The organism is Reyranella sp. GW821-FHT14A01 (genome assembly GCF_058803965.1).
Genome location: NZ_JBXAPM010000007.1, coordinates 1 through 20,428 on the forward strand (window position 1 = coordinate 1; position 20,428 = coordinate 20,428).

The following is a 20,428-nucleotide window of genomic DNA, read 5'->3' on the forward strand; positions in this document are numbered from 1 at the left end:
ATCGGTCAGCAGTTTGAATCACAGTCCTCTCGATTTGGGAATCCCTTCCGATTCAATCAGCCTCGGAAAGACTCTAGCGTTCCATGACAAGCATTTACCTCTCTTAACCCTCCGCCGTAACGGCACCCAAGTATCGTCTGCGAGCGAATCACCCATCATTGGAGAAACGAACCATGGCAAAGGCTCTGGAGCGCAAAGCGCTGATCTCAATCAGCAGCTACAACGGCGTCATCTATCCCGATGGCACAAGAACAGGCCTCTTCTTCACGGAAGGGCTGCACCCATTTGAAGTACTGACGCTGGCCGGCTTTGAAGTTGATCTCGCCACGGAAACTGGAACCTACGGTTTGGACGACCTCTCGCTCACGAGCCAATTCCTGGCAGGCGACGACAAGGCTGCGTTCGAAAACCCGAAGCACCCGTTCAATGTGAAGCTGAAGTCGCAATTGAAGAAGGCATCTGATCTGAAGAAAGGGGAATACGGTTTGTTCTTCGGTTCAGCCGGCCATGCCGCTCTCTGGGACTATCCGACCGCGCGAGGACTTCAGGCCATTGCAAGCGACGTTTGGGATCGGGGCGGCATCGTCGCGGCCGTCTGCCACGGACCAGTGCTCCTTCCGGGGGTTGTCGATTCCAAGACGGGCAAGTCGGTTATCGAAGGGAAATCCGTTACCGGGTTCACCATTGAAGGCGAGGTTGTCCTGGAGGTCTGGGATAAAATGAACTCGGACAAGATCCTTCCGGTCGTCGACGCAGTTACCAAAGCCGGAGCGCACTACAGCTCTCCTATGCACCCCTTTGACGATTACTCGATTACCGTGGGGCGCTTGGTCACCGGAGCCAATCCCGCCAGCGCACGCAGCGCGGCTGAAAGAGCCCTGTGGGCGTTCAACGATCTTCGCGAGTGGAAAGAGAGGAAGTTAACCATCGCCACTCCGTAGATGCATGGCGTGATGATCTCGTAACAGCTGGTGCTGAGCTCGAGTCCGCATTCGTCAACGGTTGAGCGACATGTTGCACGCCATCATCAAGACAGACGAGGGCCGAGACCGCCAACGCCTCGCGATGCACGTTGCTTGCGAGGATCCACGTGATTGGTTTGGCCGCCACTCGATGCCCTGGGCGGTCGTCCAGCGGCGACAGCCGAACTGGCGACGAACAGTCGCCAGAGCACGCAGGCGCTCAGCGTCCTATGGCGGCAGCTCACGACGGGCCAAGCTTTGCTTCCTCAGGTTGCGCCATTCTCCTGGAGCGGCGCTTATGACAGAAAGCGCCTGTTTTCCCGCTTGGAAAACTCTCATGGAAAACTCGTTCGTTCTCGAACGAGTTGAAGCAGCTAAGCCATTGGAAAGGAATGGTGCCCAGGGGCGGAGTCGAACCACCGACACTGCGATTTTCAGGCGGACGGCCGGGCCAATAGATTCAGCAGGTTAACCTGCGCGGGCCATGTCTAAAATCCTGTGGAAAACTGGCCAATTGTCTAAATCAAAGCGTCACCGCTTCTTGAAGCCGCCCATCGATTGAATGAGCGCCGCAGCCTGCTCTTCGGGTGTCATCTTGGCCAGTCGTGCCGCTGCTTCCCGCGCGGCGGCGCGCCTGGTCTCGGCCGTGCTCTTGGCCACTGGCGGAATAACGAGGCCGGGATCTATCGCGGCCTTGTGCTTGGCCTGCTCCGGCCCTGCTTGCTTGCGTGAAGTCATGGCCCTCTCCCCTGACGAGATCACCATACTCCAATTACACTTTTGGTTTGTACGAAATCAAACCAAACGCGAGATAGGCCACCCGTTGGAATGAGGCGGACCCGGATGCCAACCGATCCGACTATCCTCGTGTTGGCAAGGTGAGGCGGGTCCTACCGGTGGATGAAGGCGGGCCCGTCTCCATCAGCCACCATCTTGGGAGGATGCCAACCGACGAAGTCCAACGCCAGTGTGATCAATTAGGTTACATCGGCCGCTCCCGGACTAGCCATGGTGTAGACTGCATCGCAAGCCGCGGACGACCTGCGGTCCACTCACCCCGCCAATGCACAGAACCCGGCTCCTCACCCGGCCGGACCGGCGGTAGGACTCGCCTCGAGACAGAACCGGGTGGCGGGGCGAGATGCGCGCGGGCTAGGTCCTGGGCTGCGGACGCCCCCCTTTTTTTCAAGCTGCGGGCGTGTTTGAGACTCCGCTTCGAATCGGAGGAGATGTGTCACAGCGGATCAGCCATTCACGCGCACTAGCCAAATCATCAAAGGCCTGGTGCATCAGTTCTACTGCCCGTGACTGAATATTCGCTGTCACCATTCGTCCAGAATACTCTACTGGTCTCTTGCTCGCGGCGGCCCTCAATCCTGCCCTGAACGCTCGCGGCAGCCAATCCTTCAGGATCCATTCCTGATCCTGGTGATGGATCACCGACAAGACAGTGTCGTCCCCCAAGACCTTTTGCGCCCCATGCTCGGCCATCAACTCAAGCAGCTTCTCATGCACAAAGCGTAGCTGGAGGCTTGTGGCATAACGCTTCCAAACGACAACAATGCCGGGGATTCTCGCGTCGAAATTTACAGTACATATTGGGTTGTCGTGAATGTTCGCCGCGAGAAGATGGCCGTCACCCGACTCTTCGGTGAGGCGTCTCTCAAGCTCAACGAGAGAGACCGGTGTTTCCGGCAGAAGTTTCTCTCTGGTCGGCGAGGAGATACCACGGATCAGCTCGCCGATTACCCCAGCCGGGAAGGACTGTGGCAACTTCGGTACCCAACTGTCAGTGCTCTCGTAGCCGAGCGACCGCAGGATGTCCGGGTATCTCATCAGAAACGCATAACCGAGAGCTTTGGTGAACTCTCGCTTCCACTGGCCGACATCTCCCGATCTGACGTGCTTGTTGCCAAGGCGCAATAGGCCGCCGAAGAGACTGTTTCGCCAGAAGCACTGGCAGCAGATCTGAAGTTCCTTCTGATCGAAGCCCAGGAAAGTGGCGATCCGGCGCCAATGTGTCAGATCCACATCTTGCCGTAATTCCTCGTAGCGCGCCTCGAAACAATTGGCCCGGCCGTAGTGCCAGCTAAACATCTCGCGCAGCGTACCGGCCGTCGAATGCTCCAGCTCGAATATGTATTGATCAAGCTTTGTCGGCAACGCCCTCAGTCTGCGCTGGTAGGTGGAGTTGTCGTAGCCTGGGATCGGCTCGTGCAACCAGCGTTCATTCGACTTCTTATGGTAGTGCATTGCCGAGATCAGGACGTCGCGGGGATCGCGAATGATGTGAAGCACCCGCACATCGGGGCGATCGAGGAAGTGCTCGTACTCGCGGAAATCCGAATTGTAGTTGAGGAGTATGAATGGCTGTCTCGAGATCTCGTTGAGACGTCCATGCTGCGACTTGAAGTCGATATACTTGACGCCGAGGCCACGCGCGATGGCCTTGAATACGCCGTCCATCCAGACGGTGCCCGTCTTGTGGTGTGTGACGACGATCACGTTGTACTTCATTGCAAAGACTCTCGTGGAAGGATGGCACCTGGTATCGCCTCCGGTCGGAAGGAGGCTTTGCCTGTTCAGGACCGTGTTCGATTCACCTGCCTTTCAGCATCAAGAGCGAAATAGCCGCGGGAGAGAAGCCAAGCACATTTCGTTCCAGGCGCAGACATACCATTGAGCCCCGCGTTGACACGAGGAATCATCGTCATTCAACGCCATGCAGCGTTTGTTACGTCTATTGCATAGTGCGTGTGTGCAGCAAGGATCTCAATGAGCCCTGTGCCATTGGCACAAGCGACCGACCGCCATGTCTGCTACGGTTCTCACCACATGAGTGGCCGGAAGTTCTGTTGGCTCGCGAGCCATGTCTAATATGGGTCCTCGCCCTCGATCTCATGATTGAGGCCGAGCTCAATGTCATAGACCAGGTCGCCGATGGAATCCTCTACCGACAACATCGCAAGATCGACGTCCCGCGACGGCACGCCGTGCTTGTCGGCCAGCCGGTCCAAGGCGAGGCGCATTTCGGCTTTGGTATCGTCCCGATCGCGCAGCAGGGCATCGAGCCTGTCGCGGGGATCGGGCATGCTGACGAAGTTGCGGGCCCAAGCGGCAGGCAACGGAAGTTGCACACTCATGCCGCTCGCCCCTTGCGACGGTTCGTGTTCGCCGCCTTCTTGGTCCCCGCCGCCGTGGATTTCCTGCGCTCGACCGGGCCGTCGCCTTGGAGGCTCTTCTTAAGCGCGGCCATCAAGTCGATGACGTTCGTATCATCCGCCTCGCGCAGCTTGGCCGACTTGGCTGGCTTGCCCTTCTTCTTCTCCTCAATCAGGGCACGCAGGGCATCCTCGTAGCGGTCGGTGAATTCGGAGGGATCGAAGTTGCCGGACTGCTGAGCCACGATCTTCTCCGCGATGTCGAGCATCTGGGCATCTGGCTTGGGCAAATCGGGATGGCCGATCTCGTCGAGGGTGCGGACCTCCTCGGCGGTTCGCAGCGTCGTCAGCACCAGGCCGTCCTCCTCGATCTCGATGGCGCAGACCCGCTCGCGCGTGCTCATGACGAGGCGGCCGATCGCCACCATGGCCTTTTTCTTCATCGCCTCCCGAATGACGGCAAAAGCCTCAATGCCGGTCTTGCCATTCGGGACGAGGTGATAGGGCGAATCCCAGTAGAGCCGATCAATTGTCGTCCGCGGCACGAACTTCTCAATGTCGATAATGCGCGTCGATTCGAGCTTCACGCTCTCGAAGTCTTCCTTGTCGAGCAGGACGTACTCGTCCTTTGCGATCGCGAAGCCCTTCACAAGATCGCCGCGCGCCAGCTCTTCGCCGGTGCCGGCGTCGACGGTCTTCATCCGGATACGGTTGTTCGTCTTCGGATTTATCAGGTTAAAGCGGACTGTTTCCGCTTCAGTCGTTGCCGGCCAAAGCGCGACAGGACAAGTCACGAGGGAAAGGCGCAGGTGCCCTTCCCAGCTCGGTCTTGCAGCCATTTTTAACCCCTCTATGGCACCCAGGACCCTCCCGTGCCGCGGACTCAATGGCTCAACTGCACTGTTGTTGCGGTGCGGGCGGGCGGGCGAAGCGATTTCAATTAGCGGCGTGGCGTTCTAAGTTTGATCCCACCACGCGTAGCGTGCCGGAGAGCGTTTCGGTCTTCCGCGCTGGCCTCACTCCCTGAATCCGCCGTGATTCGGACGTGCAAAACACTCACAGCCCATGCACCATTGCTTTGGTCGCGCCGATGTGGCGCGGGCCGTTGTGGGGAAACTTCCATGTCCATCAAGTCGCTTTACGCCGCCCTCAGTGCGCTGCCGCTCCTCACCCTGTCGGCCACGCCGGTCCTGTCACAGGGCGCCATGACACCAGGCGGTGGCGCGATGGCCCCTCAACCTCGCACGGCGGCACCCGCGCCCGTGGTAGCGCCGCCTGCGCCAGTCGCTGCGCCGCAGATGCCTGTCGCGATCCCCAATGCTCCAGGTCCAGTGCCGGGTGATGCTGGCAAACTCACTGTTCGGAAAGCGGGCTCACCGCAGACCGAGTATCTGAAGACGCCGGACGCCAATAGTGGCGTTGTTGGTGGCTCCCCTCAGGCAACAGTCGGGCCCATCTCAGGCATCGAGGTTGGGCTTGAAGGTGATGTATACAACCGTGGCGTGACAAACCGCGATGGGACAGTGAATTTCAAGGATCTGAAGCCTGGAAATTATAGAGTCCAACTGCCGAAGCCTGCTCAGGGATACGACCCTGCGATTGGAGGCGTTGTTCAAATAACGACCTTCGTGAACGGCAAGGTGCAGTCGCGTGCCGAGTTCCCGGTCGGCAGCTCGGTCGGCACCTTTGCGGTCGCCAGCGCCAGGGACACCATCACTCTCAAGTTCGAGAGCATAGGCGGCTCAACACCAGTCAACGGCATCGGCGGTACGGGTGGCGGCCGTTAGACCGGCAATTCCCAGCCCAAGGCTAATGCCCGGGGGCTGAACACGGCGCCGCGGTCACCGATCCAGTCTCACGACTTGCGGGACCTCGGCTTCTTCGGCTGCAGGGCCGCCGTCCAGGTCACGCCTTCCATCCTCTTGAGCAACGCCTTCGCTGCGGCGGGGTCATTCCCGGTCTCGCCCAGCCATGTCGCCCACACGTCGAAATCTTCGAGGATGGCCGGCATGCGCGGATCTTCTTCCCGAGCCTTGATCGTGCGACGGATCAGCTCGTTGGCCGGCACGGTGACCATGACGCAGGCCCGCATCGGCATCGGCTGATCGGCGATCTCGAACCGGCGCCAGATGAAGGCGAAGCCGCGGGGCTGGCCGTCGCCCGGCGTGACGGTCCATTGCTGCACGGCCGTGGCGCCCGAGGCCTTGGTGACTTCCTCACCTTCGTTGAACGTCTCGAAAACGACGATACCGCGCTGGCCGTCGATGAAGGCATCCCGGAACGTTCGCAGCTCGTCGACCGTCTCGGCTCGGGCGTGCATTGGCCGGGGACGCCTCCAATCTTTGGGGTCCGGGAAACCCCATCGCATCGGCACGATACGGCGCTTACCGAGTTCGGCGTCCCAGATGATGACCGGCACCATGCCGTTCACCCTGTAGGTGTAGACCTCGCCGTCGCCGCCCCCCTCATCGCCGCCACCACCCTCGCCAGTCAGCGGCTGGGAGAAGTCGACTACCTGCTGCCATGTCGCCTGAGCAGTGAATTTTCCGCACATGCCGGGACGCTAGCGCGCCAGTATGCTGCTCGCCACCGACGAGCCAACGTGTGTGCTCCCGCCGAGGTGGGAGCACCGGATGCCAGGCCTGACCGATAGGGCTGGTTCAAAGTCGACCGGAAAAGGAATCGCGGAAGTCGAGGTACGAGGCGGGCCCGCCATGCGCAGTCAGGAGGAGCCTTGGAAGACCCGCCTCGCCCGCCGGCGCGATGGGAACGCGCAGGCAAGTTTCTGAATGCACTGACCTTTCGATAGTTCCCGTCCCGAGATCGTCGCGGCTTGTCTGGCACGTGCCGACGTTCTGAGCTGTTCAGAAGGCGGCCCCACGCCGGAATTGGGAGCCAGCGCGGGGCCTAACCGATGGCCATGAGTGTGGGTTGGCGAGCGGCTATTCGAAGTACACCTCGCCTATGGATTTTGGTCTGTGCAATTTCGAACCGTAGTGATGCTCTTAAGTGGTTTGTCCGGTTTAGGGCATTTTGATTCGACACGACACGCCTGCCGTGACCTGATGACCTGTCGGCATTCGCCGTCGGGCTGGGAGCCGCTGCAGCCTTAAACGAAGTGATCCTTGCGCGACCGAAGTCGCATCATCGGCCATACACGCCGGATTGGTCATGTCGCATGAACAGCCAAAGTCTCGCGGAGCATGCCGCACGCCTCTACGATCTATGCGAAGCATTACACTCGCGTATTGATGACGCCAGCCCGCATGAGGGTTTTCTCGCGGCTCTGGCTGACCTTGGGGAATACACTTCCGCTGGAGAAAGTACTTTTGTCGTCGGTTTCTTCAACCAGGCCCACTCGCTCGGGGAGATAGTCCAGTTTCGGCTCAGCGTGAGCATCAGGCTGCCAACGCCGCAAGCCCAAGACTCCCTGAGGCGTGCACTGCTCGAGTTAATGTCGTCGCTCGATAATCTCCGCCAAGCAATTCCCGTTAATCGCCGCAGACCTTGGACGCACTAAACGCCCGGAGAAGTGTCTGCTTGTAGACAGAGGCCAGAGGCATAATTTTGCAATAAAGGCCGTCCTATCAGCCGGAAACACGATGAGAAAAACGCCGTGGCCTGAAATCGAAGCCGGACAGGCTTCTTTCCACCTCTTGGTTGGCCGCCTGCATTCCAGTTTCGCGGACGGCCCGCAGGGCGAATTCGACGGTCCGCGATTACGCTTCGCCGCCGACCTGATGAAGCGATGCTGCCGGAAATCTGCCTTGCGGGGCGGCGTCGCTGTTCAATGCCGGCGTGACGGGCACCAGCCTCTTGTCCTAGTCGCCTTTGAGGAAGCCGCCGACTTCGTAAAGCTCGCAGCGCAGACTGGCAGCACGCCCCAGGTGGCCCCACCCTGGAAAGCGCAAAGCCACTTCATTCTGGATGAGGATCTGCACAGCCACCTTTTGGAGATAGGGGGGCCGCCGGATGAAAAAGGCTCGGGTCGCCGGCTTCGGGAAAAGCGGGCTGCAGAGCTTGAAGACAGAAGTCTTCGTTGGAAGATATCTGGGCGCGAGAGCAGAGACTAGACTACCACTGAGTGACCCACCAGAGACCGCGCGGCGCAGACGATTCTTACCGATCTGGAGGAGCCGCTACGTGTGAGGTTTCGCGAGGCATGGGCTCAACAGGGCGAATCTCGCAGTGACCAAGACAGACGGCAAGACCAAGGCCTTTGCCGAAAAGATGATCAAGGATCACACCGAGACCTCGACCGAACTCAAGGGTTTGGTGACGGGCGGCAAGGTGAGGGCGAACCTGCCCGGAGCTGGATTCCGCGCATCAGTCCAAAATCTACACGCTTAAAGGCTTGAGCGGGGCCAGCTTCACCAAGGAATACGACGACATGCAGGTCGCGGCGCACAAGGATGCCGTCTCCCTGTTTGAGCGCTATGCCAAGAGCGGCGAGAATGCCGACCTCAAGGCCTTCGCCGCCAAGACCCTCCCGCACCTCCAGATGCATCTAAAGATGGCGGAAGACCTTAAGAAACAGAGCCCCGACCGCAGCCGGTCTGGGCTCTCTGTACTCAAAAAGGCTACTTCTTCGTGCCCGAGCCCGGCTCGGCCTGCTTGGCGTGCTGCCCGGCCATCATGGTCTCCGGCAATACCTTCGCCAGCGCCACCTGCAGCTTGTTCTGCCAGCCGCTGACCACCCCGCTGTCGCCCGCCATCATCGCCTTGAAGCCGTTCTCCGCCACGTCGGCGGGATCGTCCTTTTCGGCCTGCCCTACCTTGGTGTCCATCATGTCGGCGCGTTCGAAGAACTCGGTCTCGGTGGCGCCGGGCATCAGGCAGGTCACCGTGACGCCGCGGCCTTGGACTTCCGCCCTCAACGCGTAGGCGAACATGTCGATGAAGGCCTTGGTGCCGTTGTAGACGGCCTGATAGGTACCCGGCATAAAGCCGGCGATCGAGCCGGTGATCAGGATGCGGCCGTTTCCGCGATTGGCCATCTCTCGCCCGATCTTATGCAGCAAATAGACCGTACCCGTGACGTTGGTGTCGATCACGTGCCGTATCTCGTCCCATTCCTGATCGAGGAAGGCCTTGCCCAGCCCATGACCCGCATTGGCCAGCAGCGCATCGACGGGCCGATCCCTGACAGCCGCCAGCAGCTTGTCGACGCCCTCTGGCGTAGAAAGATCGACCTGCAGCGCCTCAACGCTGCCGCCGGCCTGGCCCAAGGTGCGGGCAGCCTCGTCGATCCGCGGATCGTCGGCCGCAACCATCAAGTCGAAACCCTCGGCGGCGCATCGCTTGGCGAGTTCGAAGCCGATGCCGGAGGACGCGCCGGTGACGATGGCAAGCGGGCGCGCCGCGCGGTTCCGGTCCTTGGTGGACAGGCTCGTATCGAGTGTCTTTTCGCTCGTGTTCATGGTGTTCATGGCTTCAGGACCACCTTGATGCAGCCGTCCTTCTTGTCGCGGAACGTCTTATAGAGTTCCGGTCCCTCTTCGAGGGTCGCGGTGTGCGTGATCACGAAGGAAGGATCGATCTCGCCGCGTTCGATGCGCTCCAGCAGCTTCGGCAGATAGTGCTGCACGGGCGTCTGGGCCATGCGGAAAGTGAGTCCGCGGTTGATCGCAGACCCCATCGGGATGTTGTCGAGGAAGCCGCCGTAGACGCCGACGATCGAGACGATGCCGAAGTTGCGACAGCTCTGAATGGCCTGGCGCAGCACGTGTGGGCGGTCGGTGCCCATGAAGGTCGCGACCTTCACGCGGTCGACCAGCGAATCGAAGCTCGCGCGCGTCTCGGCCTCGGTGCCGACCGCGTCGATACAGGCATCTGCGCCGCGACCGTGCGTCAGGGCCTGGATGCGGTCGTAAACATCCTCGTTCATGAAATCGATGGTGATCGCCCCCGAGGCGGCCGCGAGCGCGAGCCGCTCCGGCACCGTGTCGATGGCTACGACTCGGGCCGCTCCCAGCAGAAACGCGCTCTTGATGGCGAATTGGCCCACCGGACCGCAGCCCCAGATGGCGATCGTGTCTCCAGGCTGGATGTCGCAGAAATCCGCGGCCATATAGCCGGTCGGGAAGATGTCGGACAGGAAAAGAACCTGCTCGTCGGTCAAACCGTTGGGGATTTTGATCGGTCCTACGTCGGCAAACGGCACGCGCAGATATTCCGCCTGACCGCCGGCATAACCGCCCAGCAGATGGGTATAGCCGAACAGGCCAGCCGGAGAGTGGCCCCAGAGCTTGGCCGCCTTGGCCTTGTCGGGATTGCTGCGCTCGCAGCCTGAGAAGTGGCCCTTCTTGCAGAAGAAGCAGTCGCCGCAGGCGATGGTAAACGGCACGACGACCCGGTCGCCGACCTTGAGCGCCTTGTTCTCCGTGCCCACTTCGACGACCTCGCCCATCGTCTCATGGCCGAGCACGTCGCCGCTCTCCATGCCGGGCATGATGCCGTTGAAGATGTGGAGATCGGAGCCGCAGATGGCGCAGGCGGTCACCTTGATGATGGCATCGCGGGGATGCTGGATCTTGGGATCGGGCACGCTCTCGCAGCGCATATCGTGCTTGCCGTGCCAGGTGAGTGCCTTCATGGGTATCTCCTAAGCTTTGGCAGAAGGTTCAGGTGCTGGCACCGCGCGGGCCGCGGGGCGTGCGGCCCTTCACATCCTCGTTCTGGCTCCGCGGGATGGCTGCGCCGCCATCGTCACGCGTCGTGTTCGGATTGGCCTTGCCGCGCTCCTGTTGCTGCGATGGCGAACCGCCGCCGCCGGGATTGAGGCGCTCATACTCACGCTCGGGTGACATTGAGGAAGTGCCGGGCGGCGAAACCTTGGGTTCAGTCGTCATCGGATCCTCATCTTCAAACGGCAGCTGCCGGGTACCGGCGTTGAGCAATGCCACTTTTGAGGATTAGTTGCCCGTTGTTAAAGAAAGAGATTTGCCGGCGAGTATTTGGAGAATGCCAATCGCTCGAGCTTCCACCTGGCCGCCATCGGCGGCCATACCTGCCGCGCCTTCCCAATGGCATCCGATATCCTGCATTATGCCCGCAGATGACTTGGGCTGCGGGGGACTCCTCATGAGGAGATGGTTCGCATTTATTCTTTGCCTAGGAGTCGCCGGAGCCGCGTGGTCACCCTCCATTGCCACGGCCCAAGAACGCATCGCCCGTATTGTCTATGTGACCGGTGGTGATCCGGCGACCCGAACCAAATGGTTGGATCAGTTCCGCAAGGGCATGCGCGAGCGCGGCGGACGCGAGGGCACGACCTACACTCTGGATGCCGTGGGCGCCAAGGGCAGGTTCACCGACCTGCCGGCATTGATGCGAACGGTTCTGGAGCGAAAGCCGGACGTTCTGCTGGTCTCCACCACCCCCGCTAGTCTCGCCGCCAAAGCGGCGACCACGACGGTACCGGTCGTCATCGTTGCAGTAGGTGATCCCACTGGCATCGGCCTCGTCGGCGACATGGCCCGTCCGGGTGGCAACGTCACCGGCCTCAGCAACGCGACTGTCGAGCTGCCGGGCAAACGGCTTCAACTGCTAGCGGAACTGGTTCCGAACCTGCGCCGGGTCGCCGTCCTGGTGAATCCCGACGACGGGAACGCTCAGCTGCAGATCGACCGGACACGTGAAGCCGCGGGACGGCTCGGTATCGAACTGGACCCGATTGCGGCAATCCGAAACGCGGACGAGATGGAGCCGGCCTATCGTTCGGCGATCGCGCGAGGCGCACAGGCCGCGGTGAGGCTGACCGATCCAGTGGCGACACAGCTGCGTCCGCGGACCATACAGCTCGCGTCAGCCTATCGTCTGCCGACCATCTATGCCTTTCGCGAGGACGTCGATGCCGGCGGACTGATCGCCTACGGCACGGACCAGGGCGCAAGTTATCGCCGGGCCGCTTACTTCGTGACCAAGATCCTGCGCGGCACGCCGCCGGGCATATTGCCGGTGGAGCATCCCACGACATTCGAACTTCTGGTGAACGTGAGGGCAGCCCGCGAACTCGGGCTGACGGTGCCCGACGCCATTCTCGCCCGCAGCGACGAGATCGTCGAATGACGGCGCCGTCGGCGGCCCGGCTGGACGCGGCGGCTGCCCCTTCGACGATCGTGCCGCCAGCCCGCCGCGTCCTCTTCCGTAAGTATTTTGCGGCGCTGTTCGTCGCCGTGCTGCTGCCACTTCTGGCGAGCGGCATCGTCGAAGCGTGGTTCGGCTATCGGGACCAGCGCGCAAGCCTCAACCAGCTGCTGCGAGTCGAAGCCGAATCGGCTGCCTCCAAGATCGAGGGATTCATCGATGGCATTCAAGGCCAGATGGGCTGGGTCGCCCAGCTGCCGTGGACGGCCGGACGCGACGAGCGTCACCGCCTGGATGCGCTACGCCTGCTGAAGCAGGTGCCCGCCATCAACGACATAGCCCTGCTGGATGCGAGCGGCCACGAACGTCTCTATGTATCGCGGCTCAATCTCGATCGCGTGGGCCAAGGTGACGACCGGTCCGGAGAACTCGCCTTCAGGGAGGCCCGGGCTTCAGGCACCTGGTACGGCCCGGTGACATACTTCCGCAACACCGAGCCGCACATGTCGATCGCTGTTTCCAGCACCCGGGCGGCAGACGGCGTTGCGGTCGCCGAGATCAACCTCAAGCACATATGGGACGTCATCTCAGCCATCCATGTCGGCGAAACGGGACGGGCTTTCGTGCTCGATGACCGTGGCCGGCTACTGGCCCATCCCGACATAAGCCTGGTGCTGCGCGGTGCCGACCATCCGGGCCTCGGGCCGCTACGGCAGCTCCGGGGCGATATCGTCGCGAGCGGCAGCCATGCCGCGATCGGCCGCAACAACGAGGGCTGGGTCATGGCCGCGATGGCGCCGATCGCGGATGTGAACTGGTCCCTCCTCGTGGAGATGCCGCTTTCAGAAGCCTTCGCGCCGATCTACGGTGCCCTTTGGCGCACGGCTATCCTGCTCGTGCTGGGCGCATGCCTCGCGGGAGCGTTGGCCTACGTGCTGGCGCATCGCGCCGTCGGACCGATCGCCCAATTGGGAATTGCCGCGGCGCATATCGGTGCCCGCAGGTTTGAACACCGCATCGCGATCTGCACTGGCGACGAGTTCGAGTTGCTCGGCAATACGTTCAATCGCATGGCGATGGAGCTTGCGGCGTCCCAGGAACATGCGGAGCGCATCGCCCGTCTGCGCCGCTTCCTGGCCCCGCAGGTCGCCGAACTCGTCGACCGCGTCGGCGACGACAGTGTGCTCGACGGCCAGCGGCGGGAGATCGTTGCCCTGTTCTGCGACCTGCGCGGCTTCACGGCATTTGCCGCCGCCTCCGGGCCCGAAACCATCATGGGTGTGCTCGGAGCCTATCATCGGGCGGTCGGCGCCATCATCGTCGAATTCGGGGCGACCCTGACCAGCTTTGCGGGCGATGGGATGATGGTGCTCGTGAACGCGCCCCTGCCCGTCGCAGATCCGGCGTTCCACGCCGTCCGCATGGCCGCACGCATGCAAGACGATGTGCAGGTACTGGTGACCCAGTGGCGGCGGGAGGGCCATGCGCTCGGCTTCGGCGTCGGCCTCGCGATGGGCGACGCCATCGTCGGGCGCATCGGCTACGAAGGCCGGCTCGACTACACGGCCATTGGCAATGCCGTGAATCTCGGCGCCAGGCTCTGTGCCTCGGCGGAGGATGGCCAGGTGCTGGTCGACGAAGCCATCGCGAAAGTGATCGGCGACCGTGAAAGACTCCATCCGCTAGAATCGCGACAAATGAAGGGCTTCAGTCGAGAAGTAAGAGTTTTTTGCCTCCAGCGCTGTGCCGATTAGCATTGACGGGTGACCCCTACCCACTCGCCGCTGCAAGCGTTCTTACGGGAGTTTACTCCATCGGCGCATGAGGACAGCGCTCTCTCGACTTTGCAGACCGAGTGTATGGAGCGCGCGGTCCTTTGTGACGTTCCTGTGTCATGGCAATTGTACTGCTCGACCGCGATGGGGTGGTCGTCGTCAACCGCCCCACCAACATCAAACGCTTAGACCAGCTCGAACTGATCCCTCGGGCCGCAGAAGCTATTGCTCGACTGAATGCCAATGGCTTTCTCGTAGTGATATGCACGAATCAGCAGGAGGTCGGACGGGGCGTGATGACTGATACGCAATTGGAGCAGGTGCACGACGGCCTCAGGCGAATGCTCAGCGATCAAGGTGCGCTCGTTGAGACAATCGTCTGCTCTGAAAGCAATCATAAGTCGCCCCGATTAAAACCGTCCGGTGCGATGCTTCGACAAGTCATGCATCGATATGGCGCAAATCCGGCAATGACTCCGTATATCGGGGACCAGGTCGTCGATCTCAAAGCTGCGTTCCACGCGGGCTGTAAGCGTATACTGGTGCGAACAGGCCTAGGGCGCAAGACACTGGCGAAGCCGCTTCCGCAATATGTTGAGCCAGTAGCTGTTTACGACGATCTCTTCGAGGCTGCGTCTCACATCGCGAGTTCGAGCCAATGACTGCACTACTTCATAAGGAGAGTCTTGAAGAGGAAGCCACCCACGCGACGGATGAGGCGCGTATGATTTTGCCGGGTGTTCAAGCGATAATGGGTTTTCAGCTCATCGCGGTCTTTAATCAGCGGTTCGAGGTGCTGTCGGACCTAGAGCAAGCGCTTCACCTCGTGGCCTTTTTTCTGGTGACATGCGCCATGGGGTTGATCATGGCCCCAGCAGCGTACCATCGGCAGATGGAAAGAGGTTGGGTCACTAGGCGTTTCGTGGACTTGACCTCGCGGTTGCTCACGCTTTCCTTGCCGCCTCTTATTCTGGGCCTGGGATGCGACGCCTTTATTTTGGTGAGACTGGCTGGCGGATCTATCGTTGTGGCATTGATGGGTCTTGCCGGAGTGCTTTCAGTCCTAATCGCTCTCTGGTTCATCATGCCGCGCCTCGTCGGAAAGCAACCGCCCGCAGAGCCATTACTCAAGCGCGAGAAGCGGGACCTTCGGAAGGCTACAGCAGAGGGTCATCGTGCGGAGTAAGCAAGCATACCCTACTAACAGTCCTATGCCCAATAGGCAGTGGGAGCTCCACGGTCATGCTGCCCGCCCCCCTTACGACGAATGGTATTCGCGGCCTTCTTCGCCTGAGCTGTCGTCGATTTGCGACGCTCTACCGTTTGGCTGCCGGTCGTCTGGATGCTGCATTGGGTGCTGTCCTGGCAATCTTCTGGCCCCATAACCAAGCCATCCTTCACCCGGGTCTAGCGCGCGAGACGCGCAGGCACCGCAGGAGTTCCTCGACATAAGGCACCACGCCCATCGCAACGACGCAAACTATGACGGCCGCCAGATATCCAGACGGAAGCGGCTGCTTTTTTGGTGCGAGAGAAATAGAGAGATGACCCTGCATCAGGTCGATGACGGAAGGCCAGTTAAGGATCGCCAGCCCGGCGAAGACCATGATGGGCGCCATCTCCAGGATGCTATGAACGTGCTGCTCCACCGGCAGGACGGCGCGTGTAGAGTTGGCCCAGCGAACGTCCCAGATCGCCGTCGCATGATGGAGCACGACGGCGACGACCATGGCGCCGATCACGAAAGCGTTTACCTCGAAGAATAGGCCGGCCAGCAGCGGCAAGCCAACCTCACTCAGTTGCGCAATATGAAGCACTGATTCTTTCGTGCCGCTGGTCGTCTCGATTTGCGAGGCGCGATGGCAAGCCCAGTCCGCGAGGCCGGCACAGAGCCACGCCGGTATGACCAAGTAAAGCAAAAATACTTGTAGAAGAGACTCTACATCCATGGATAACCGCGATCTTTGTCGGCGTTGGGGCAACGATTTCGGACTATGTCCGTTCCGCAAAAGTTTCTATCGGGAGCCCGACAATGCCACCCACGCGGAACGCCAGTGCCGAGCACACAGAATCTCTTTGGCTGAAAGACGCGCGGGACAAGCGGTTCTGGCCGATTGCCGCGCCGCCGCTCCAGACCGATCAGCGCTGCGATGTGGCAGTGGTCGGGGGAGGGATTGCCGGTCTGTCCGCTGCCTTCGAGCTTGCCGAGGCGGGAAAATCTGTCGTGCTGGTCGACCGCGGTCCGCTAGGTGGCGGCATGACCGGCCGGACTACGGCCCACTTGGCACCACCTTGCGACGATCTTCTTTCCGAACTGATCAGCCTGCGCGGCGAGGAGCTTGCGCGGTTGCATCATCGCAGTCACGCGGCGGCAGTCGACCGCATCGAGGAGATTACGCGTGAACACGCAATCGAATGTGGTTTTCGGAGGCTGGATGGCTTCCTCTTTCCCGCATTGGGAACGCCCGAAAAGGAGGCTAGCGAGCAGATCGACAAGGAGGTCGATGCGGCGAAGACGCTTGGCGTGGACGTAGAGCGCACGCGGGGCGTGCCGTTCAATGGGCTCGAGAGCCTCCCCGTCCTGCGGTACGGGCAGCAGGCGAGCTTTCATCCTCTGCAATATCTTGAGGGTCTTGCGCGTCTTACGACAGAGCGAGGCGCGAGGCTGCACGCGAATTCGCCCGTTACCAAGATCGATGAGGACAAAGACGAGGTGACCGTGACCCTTGAGAACGGCGTCCGCATCGCCGCGGCAGACGTGATCGTCGCGACAAACTCGCCGATTAATGATCTCGTGGCGATCCACAGCAAGACGGCACCCTATCGCACTTACGCCATGGCCTTTGACTTGCCGGCGGGTTCGCTGCCCGATGCGCTCTACTGGGACATGGAAGATCCTTACCACTATGTTCGCCTGCAACAGGTATCCGAAAGCGGGGGCTGGTGGCTAATAGCCGGCGGCGAGGACCATAAGTCGGGCGAGGCGGACAATGGCGAAGAACGCTTCGCGAAAATCGAGGCTTGGCTGAGGCCTCTCGTTCCCAATCTCGGAGCCGAGGTGGCGCGCTGGTCGGGGCAGGTTCTTGAGACAATCGACCGGTGCGGCTTTATCGGCCTCAACCCCGGCAACAGGCATATCTGGATCACGACCGGCGATTCCGGCCAGGGGATAACCCAAGGTGCACTGGCCGGCATCCTGCTGCGTAAGCTGCTCTTTGACGAAGAGACTCCGTGGGCAAAAGTCTATGAACCGGGCCGTACGCCACTCGCCGGTGCCGTAAATTACCTCGAAGAGAACATGACCGCGGTCAAGAACTTCACCGAATATCTCACGGGCGGCGATCTCGACTCCGAGGAGGAGCTGGAACCGGGCGAAGGAGGTATCATGCGCTCAGGGCTCCATAAGATCGCCGTTGCGCGGGACCTGGACGGAACATTGCATCGTGTTTCCGCGAGCTGCACGCATCTCGGGTGTATCGTGCACTGGAACAGCACCGAGCAATGCTGGGACTGCCCGTGTCACGGTTCGCAGTTTGCGCCCGATGGATCGGTGCTCAACGGGCCGGCGGTAAAGCCATTGAGCGCGCCGGGTTCGTAGTCGAAACACCGTTGAGGGTCGGGCCCGTCGGAGCCCGCGGACTCGTGAGATTGGCGCAGACGTGGCTGCTGAGATCGGTTGAGGCCCGCCGCAGGATTCGCTCGCGCAGCACCGGCTTCCCTTCCCTCTCGAGCCGAACCAGACGCTAGGAATGCCCGCGCCGGCCGAGCAGCGAGCCGCAAGGAAGTCGAGGCAGCGCGGCCGTGTGGGCGACGCCTGACATGCCCCTCGGGGTGCACTGGCCATTGGACAGATTTGAGTGCATCTGGAGATTAGCGACGTCGACGAGGGGAAAGAATGGTTGCACGTATTGGCCTTGCCTTAGGAAGCGGCTCCGCACGCGGATGGGCCCATATCGGCGTAATCGATTCCCTGATCGAAGCCGGGATCGTCCCCGACGTCATATGCGGCACATCGATAGGCGCGCTTGTCGGTGCAGCGCACGTAGCTGGACGGCTATCCGAGCTGCGGGAGTGGGCAGAAACGGCAACGTGGCGAAAAATAGTTAGATTGACCGACCTGCGGCTTTCTGGCGGTGGCCTGATCAGCGGCCGCCAGGTGGTAGCCTTTTTGCAAAAACTCGGTATCGATGGCCCTATCGAAGAGTATGCCACCCAGTATGCTGCCGTTGCCACCGACATGGCAACAGGCCGCGAGATCTGGCTGCAGGCCGGGCCAATTCATGAAGCGGTACGTGCCTCGATCGCCTTGCCGGGCATTCTCAGTCCGACTTGGCTGGGGGGCAAATGGCTACTCGACGGTGGTCTTGCCAACCCTGTTCCGGTTTCCGTATGCCGGGCTTTGGGGGCAGACGTGATAATCGCCGTAAATCTCAACGGCGAGCTGTTGGGGAGGCGCTACATCGAGCCTGAACCGGCCGCGGCGACCCAACAGTCGCGCATCTCCGCGGAGGTCATGCGGCGCATCATGGGGCAATTGCCGCTGCCTTTGCAGCGAAAAAAGGCCATGAGTTCCCCCGAAGCATCGAGGCGCGAGACGCCCCCATCTCCCGGTTATTTCGACGTGATGGCGACCGCAATAAACATCATGCAAGACCACATTACGCGGACGCGCCTTGCTGGCGAGCCGCCTCACGTGATGTTGGTGCCGCGATTGCGCAATATTGGATTGATGGAATTCAATCGCGCCGAGGAGGCGATCGCCGAAGGCCATGCTTGTATCCAGCAAGCTATCCCGACACTGAAGCGCTATATGCAATGACAATCGCTCGCACAGCCTCCTATCGCAGGTGTGCACGGCATATTCTGGGGCTCATGCGGCCTTACTCGAGTGCTCATGGGAACGAGCCGCGTCGGTAGCCCAGCCTTCCAGCACGACCACGGCCCGTTCGATTTCCCACAAATGAGACTCTGCGGCGGGGTCAGACTGGCGCTGCAGAACCAGGTGGACGTCAAATGCCCAGTTCATAAGGATCGAGCGCTTCTCGTCGAGCGACAGGTCGGGCCGAAGCACGATATCCATGGGAGAGTCGCCGGACCGGCGTGATGCCTTTTCCTCTCCCCGGTTGTCTTGCGCCATGGCTTCGCCGTAGCTCTGCTCAAGCCGTCCGAGTCCCAATTGCCGCAGCGTACCATCGGAAAAGGCGCGCTTGGCGACGTCGTGTTGTTCTGCGCGCGACTGTGCATCGTGATGGACGATCGTCCGCAGCCCCTGGCGCTCGGCAAAGGCCAAGGCGGAGTCGAGGGTGGGGAAGGTTAGCGCAACCTGACGCAGGGGATCTCGGCTGCCAGTCCAGCTCATTAAGGGGTCGAGGAATGGCGCGCTACGCGGGTCAAACTCCAGGCGCCACTCAGCCTTGGCTGGGGCCGCCCTCATGACCGAGCGGCAAGGCCGATAGATATGGGCCACAGCATCGGCCGGAAAGACGGCCCTGGTGAGCGGCGGTTGGCGCCGATTGTCATTTGCAGCCGCGCAACCGACGGTCGATCGAAAGGCATGTGTAGCGGAGCTTTTCATGATCTTCTCTTCCGAAGGTTTTAAGAGTTGCCGATGGAAGGCGGACCCTGTGACCGGACGGCCGCAGAGAGCTCGACGCGACCTGCCAGGACGGCAAGAAGTATGACCTTACGTTCGATCCCACCTACAAGGCTTTCTGACCAAGAAGCTGGACTAGTCCAAGAAGCGTGTGAATGGCCTGAATGGTACCCTTGAGGCCGTTTCTACCGGACCCTAGCTGACGCGTTGTTGCCTTTATGGAACGTGCCTGTAGCGGCGTAGGAGCCACAGAAGCCAAGGCTCCGTAAGTCGCGAGACGCTGGGCTACCCCGCCCGCCAATGGCGCAGTAACTCCTCCGTCGTCGTCGTCTCTACCTGCGTGGAGAAACGAGCGCGGAACAAATCCACCAATGCGTCGTGGGCACCATCGCTCGTGCTACACAGCGCGTCGGTCGGAAGGACTACGCGAAACCCCAGATCAATTGCCTGCATTACCGTCGCCAGCACGCAGACATCTGTTTCGCCACCGGTCACGACCAGCGTCGTGATGCCTCGTCGCTTGAGCGCCGCGGCGAAGCCCGCCCTACTGAAGACGGAGTTGGCCGGCTTATCGATCGTGCGGGCCGGCGGCACGTAGCGGGCCAAGGGCTCTACGAGCTCGAGCAGGTGAGGATCGATAGCCTCGCGCGTCATCTGCGGCCAGCTTTCGTAGTACTGTCGTCACGCCCCCGCTGCCTTCGCGGGATTCAGTGGCGGCATGAAACGGGAGAAAACCGTCCGGGCGGCGTGGCGCTCCGCAATCTCGATGACCGCGGGCAACACCCTTGGTAGCCAAGGCACCTGCCAGGCAGTTTCCTCGGCGAACAGTCGCTGCATGTCGACGCAGAG

At 61.1% G+C, this 20,428-nt stretch carries 21 protein-coding genes and 1 pseudogene; 11 read left to right on the forward strand and 11 right to left on the reverse strand.

From position 1 onward, the window contains the following. Positions 1-173 precede the first annotated feature (173 nt). Positions 174-941, forward strand: coding sequence for a type 1 glutamine amidotransferase family protein (locus tag AC1ROX_RS13070; RefSeq protein ID WP_493126162.1), 768 nt, complete (start codon positions 174-176; stop codon positions 939-941). Positions 942-1,493: 552 nt separating this feature from the next. Here the strand turns inward: AC1ROX_RS13070 and AC1ROX_RS13075 are convergent. From AC1ROX_RS13075 to ku, 4 genes are all read right to left on the reverse strand, one after another. Then, a complete protein-coding gene (locus AC1ROX_RS13075; protein ID WP_493126164.1) occupies positions 1,494-1,727 on the reverse strand; it encodes a hypothetical protein in 234 nt (77 codons plus the stop codon). Positions 1,728-2,147: 420 nt separating this feature from the next. After that, positions 2,148-3,479: a sulfotransferase domain-containing protein gene (locus AC1ROX_RS13080; RefSeq protein ID WP_493126166.1), complete on the reverse strand. Its 1,332-nt coding sequence runs from the start codon at positions 3,477-3,479 to the stop codon at positions 2,148-2,150. A gap of 356 nt (positions 3,480-3,835) precedes the next feature. After that, positions 3,836-4,105, reverse strand: coding sequence for a hypothetical protein (locus tag AC1ROX_RS13085; RefSeq protein WP_493126168.1), 270 nt, complete (start codon positions 4,103-4,105; stop codon positions 3,836-3,838). Beyond that, the gene (gene ku, locus AC1ROX_RS13090) at positions 4,102-4,962 is read right to left on the reverse strand and encodes a non-homologous end joining protein Ku (protein WP_493126170.1); all 861 of its coding nucleotides are present in this window, start codon (positions 4,960-4,962) and stop codon (positions 4,102-4,104) included. The genes AC1ROX_RS13085 and ku overlap by 4 nt, the downstream gene beginning before the upstream one ends. 282 nt (positions 4,963-5,244) lie before the next feature. Here ku and AC1ROX_RS13095 point away from each other — a divergent pair, with 282 nt between their 5' ends. Next, complete coding sequence (locus AC1ROX_RS13095) at positions 5,245-5,910, forward strand: hypothetical protein (protein ID WP_493126172.1); 666 nt, start codon at positions 5,245-5,247, stop codon at positions 5,908-5,910. A gap of 68 nt (positions 5,911-5,978) precedes the next feature. On the opposite strand, the gene AC1ROX_RS13100 is transcribed toward AC1ROX_RS13095, so the two are convergent. Continuing rightward, positions 5,979-6,677: an SOS response-associated peptidase family protein gene (locus AC1ROX_RS13100; RefSeq protein WP_493126174.1), complete on the reverse strand. Its 699-nt coding sequence runs from the start codon at positions 6,675-6,677 to the stop codon at positions 5,979-5,981. 1,048 nt (positions 6,678-7,725) lie between these two features. Between AC1ROX_RS13100 and AC1ROX_RS13105 the strand changes: the two genes are divergently transcribed. From AC1ROX_RS13105 to AC1ROX_RS13115, 3 genes are all read left to right on the forward strand, one after another. Beyond that, positions 7,726-8,196: a hypothetical protein gene (locus AC1ROX_RS13105; RefSeq protein WP_493126176.1), complete on the forward strand. Its 471-nt coding sequence runs from the start codon at positions 7,726-7,728 to the stop codon at positions 8,194-8,196. Positions 8,197-8,311: 115 nt separating this feature from the next. Further along, positions 8,312-8,473 carry a DUF4142 domain-containing protein gene (locus tag AC1ROX_RS13110; RefSeq protein ID WP_493126178.1) on the forward strand — a complete coding sequence of 54 codons (162 nt, stop codon included), beginning with the start codon at positions 8,312-8,314 and terminating at the stop codon, positions 8,471-8,473. Positions 8,474-8,477: 4 nt separating this feature from the next. After that, positions 8,478-8,816, forward strand: a complete 339-nt coding sequence (locus AC1ROX_RS13115; protein ID WP_493126180.1) for a DUF4142 domain-containing protein — start codon at positions 8,478-8,480, stop codon at positions 8,814-8,816. Here the strand turns inward: AC1ROX_RS13115 and AC1ROX_RS13120 are convergent. Genes AC1ROX_RS13120 through AC1ROX_RS13130 form a run of 3 tightly spaced genes read right to left on the reverse strand, consistent with a single transcriptional unit; the run spans position 8,704 to position 10,974 of the window. Then, the gene (locus AC1ROX_RS13120) at positions 8,704-9,543 is read right to left on the reverse strand and encodes an SDR family NAD(P)-dependent oxidoreductase (RefSeq protein ID WP_493126182.1); all 840 of its coding nucleotides are present in this window, start codon (positions 9,541-9,543) and stop codon (positions 8,704-8,706) included. The genes AC1ROX_RS13115 and AC1ROX_RS13120 overlap by 113 nt on opposite strands. A gap of 5 nt (positions 9,544-9,548) precedes the next feature. After that, the gene (locus tag AC1ROX_RS13125) at positions 9,549-10,718 is read right to left on the reverse strand and encodes a zinc-dependent alcohol dehydrogenase (RefSeq protein ID WP_493126184.1); all 1,170 of its coding nucleotides are present in this window, start codon (positions 10,716-10,718) and stop codon (positions 9,549-9,551) included. A 28-nt stretch (positions 10,719-10,746) separates the two neighbouring features. Then, positions 10,747-10,974: a hypothetical protein gene (locus AC1ROX_RS13130; protein WP_493126186.1), complete on the reverse strand. Its 228-nt coding sequence runs from the start codon at positions 10,972-10,974 to the stop codon at positions 10,747-10,749. A gap of 232 nt (positions 10,975-11,206) precedes the next feature. On the opposite strand from AC1ROX_RS13130, the gene AC1ROX_RS13135 reads away from it, so the two are divergent. The 4 genes from AC1ROX_RS13135 (at position 11,207) to AC1ROX_RS13150 (ending at position 15,172) form a co-directional block, all read left to right on the forward strand. Further along, positions 11,207-12,193 carry an ABC transporter substrate-binding protein gene (locus AC1ROX_RS13135; RefSeq protein WP_493126188.1) on the forward strand — a complete coding sequence of 329 codons (987 nt, stop codon included), beginning with the start codon at positions 11,207-11,209 and terminating at the stop codon, positions 12,191-12,193. Next, positions 12,190-13,965: a cache domain-containing protein gene (locus tag AC1ROX_RS13140; protein WP_493126190.1), complete on the forward strand. Its 1,776-nt coding sequence runs from the start codon at positions 12,190-12,192 to the stop codon at positions 13,963-13,965. Before AC1ROX_RS13135 ends, AC1ROX_RS13140 begins: the two co-directional genes overlap by 4 nt. Before the next feature lie 140 nt (positions 13,966-14,105). Next, on the forward strand, positions 14,106-14,648 hold the full coding sequence (locus tag AC1ROX_RS13145) for a D-glycero-alpha-D-manno-heptose-1,7-bisphosphate 7-phosphatase (protein ID WP_493126192.1): 543 nt from the start codon (positions 14,106-14,108) through the stop codon (positions 14,646-14,648). Further along, a complete protein-coding gene (locus AC1ROX_RS13150) occupies positions 14,645-15,172 on the forward strand; it encodes a DUF6328 family protein (RefSeq protein ID WP_493126194.1) in 528 nt (175 codons plus the stop codon). The genes AC1ROX_RS13145 and AC1ROX_RS13150 overlap by 4 nt, the downstream gene beginning before the upstream one ends. A 211-nt stretch (positions 15,173-15,383) precedes the next feature. Here AC1ROX_RS13150 and AC1ROX_RS13155 read toward each other — a convergent pair whose 3' ends face one another. Further along, a complete protein-coding gene (locus AC1ROX_RS13155) occupies positions 15,384-15,935 on the reverse strand; it encodes a diguanylate cyclase (protein WP_493126196.1) in 552 nt (183 codons plus the stop codon). 83 nt (positions 15,936-16,018) lie between these two features. Here AC1ROX_RS13155 and AC1ROX_RS13160 point away from each other — a divergent pair, with 83 nt between their 5' ends. Both AC1ROX_RS13160 and AC1ROX_RS13165 read left to right on the forward strand, forming a co-directional pair. Beyond that, entirely contained in the window at positions 16,019-17,584 is a 1,566-nt protein-coding gene (locus AC1ROX_RS13160) for an FAD-dependent oxidoreductase (RefSeq protein ID WP_493126200.1), read from the forward strand. Positions 17,585-17,881: 297 nt separating this feature from the next. Next, positions 17,882-18,805, forward strand: coding sequence for a patatin-like phospholipase family protein (locus AC1ROX_RS13165; RefSeq protein WP_493126202.1), 924 nt, complete (start codon positions 17,882-17,884; stop codon positions 18,803-18,805). Between the two features lie 51 nt (positions 18,806-18,856). Here the strand turns inward: AC1ROX_RS13165 and AC1ROX_RS13170 are convergent, their stop codons facing one another. Continuing rightward, positions 18,857-19,561 carry an NADH dehydrogenase ubiquinone Fe-S protein 4 gene (locus AC1ROX_RS13170; protein ID WP_493126204.1) on the reverse strand — a complete coding sequence of 235 codons (705 nt, stop codon included), beginning with the start codon at positions 19,559-19,561 and terminating at the stop codon, positions 18,857-18,859. A gap of 303 nt (positions 19,562-19,864) precedes the next feature. Then, positions 19,865-20,239, reverse strand: a pseudogene (locus AC1ROX_RS13175) (cysteine hydrolase family protein); the annotation flags it as partial. Positions 20,240-20,428 lie beyond the last annotated feature (189 nt).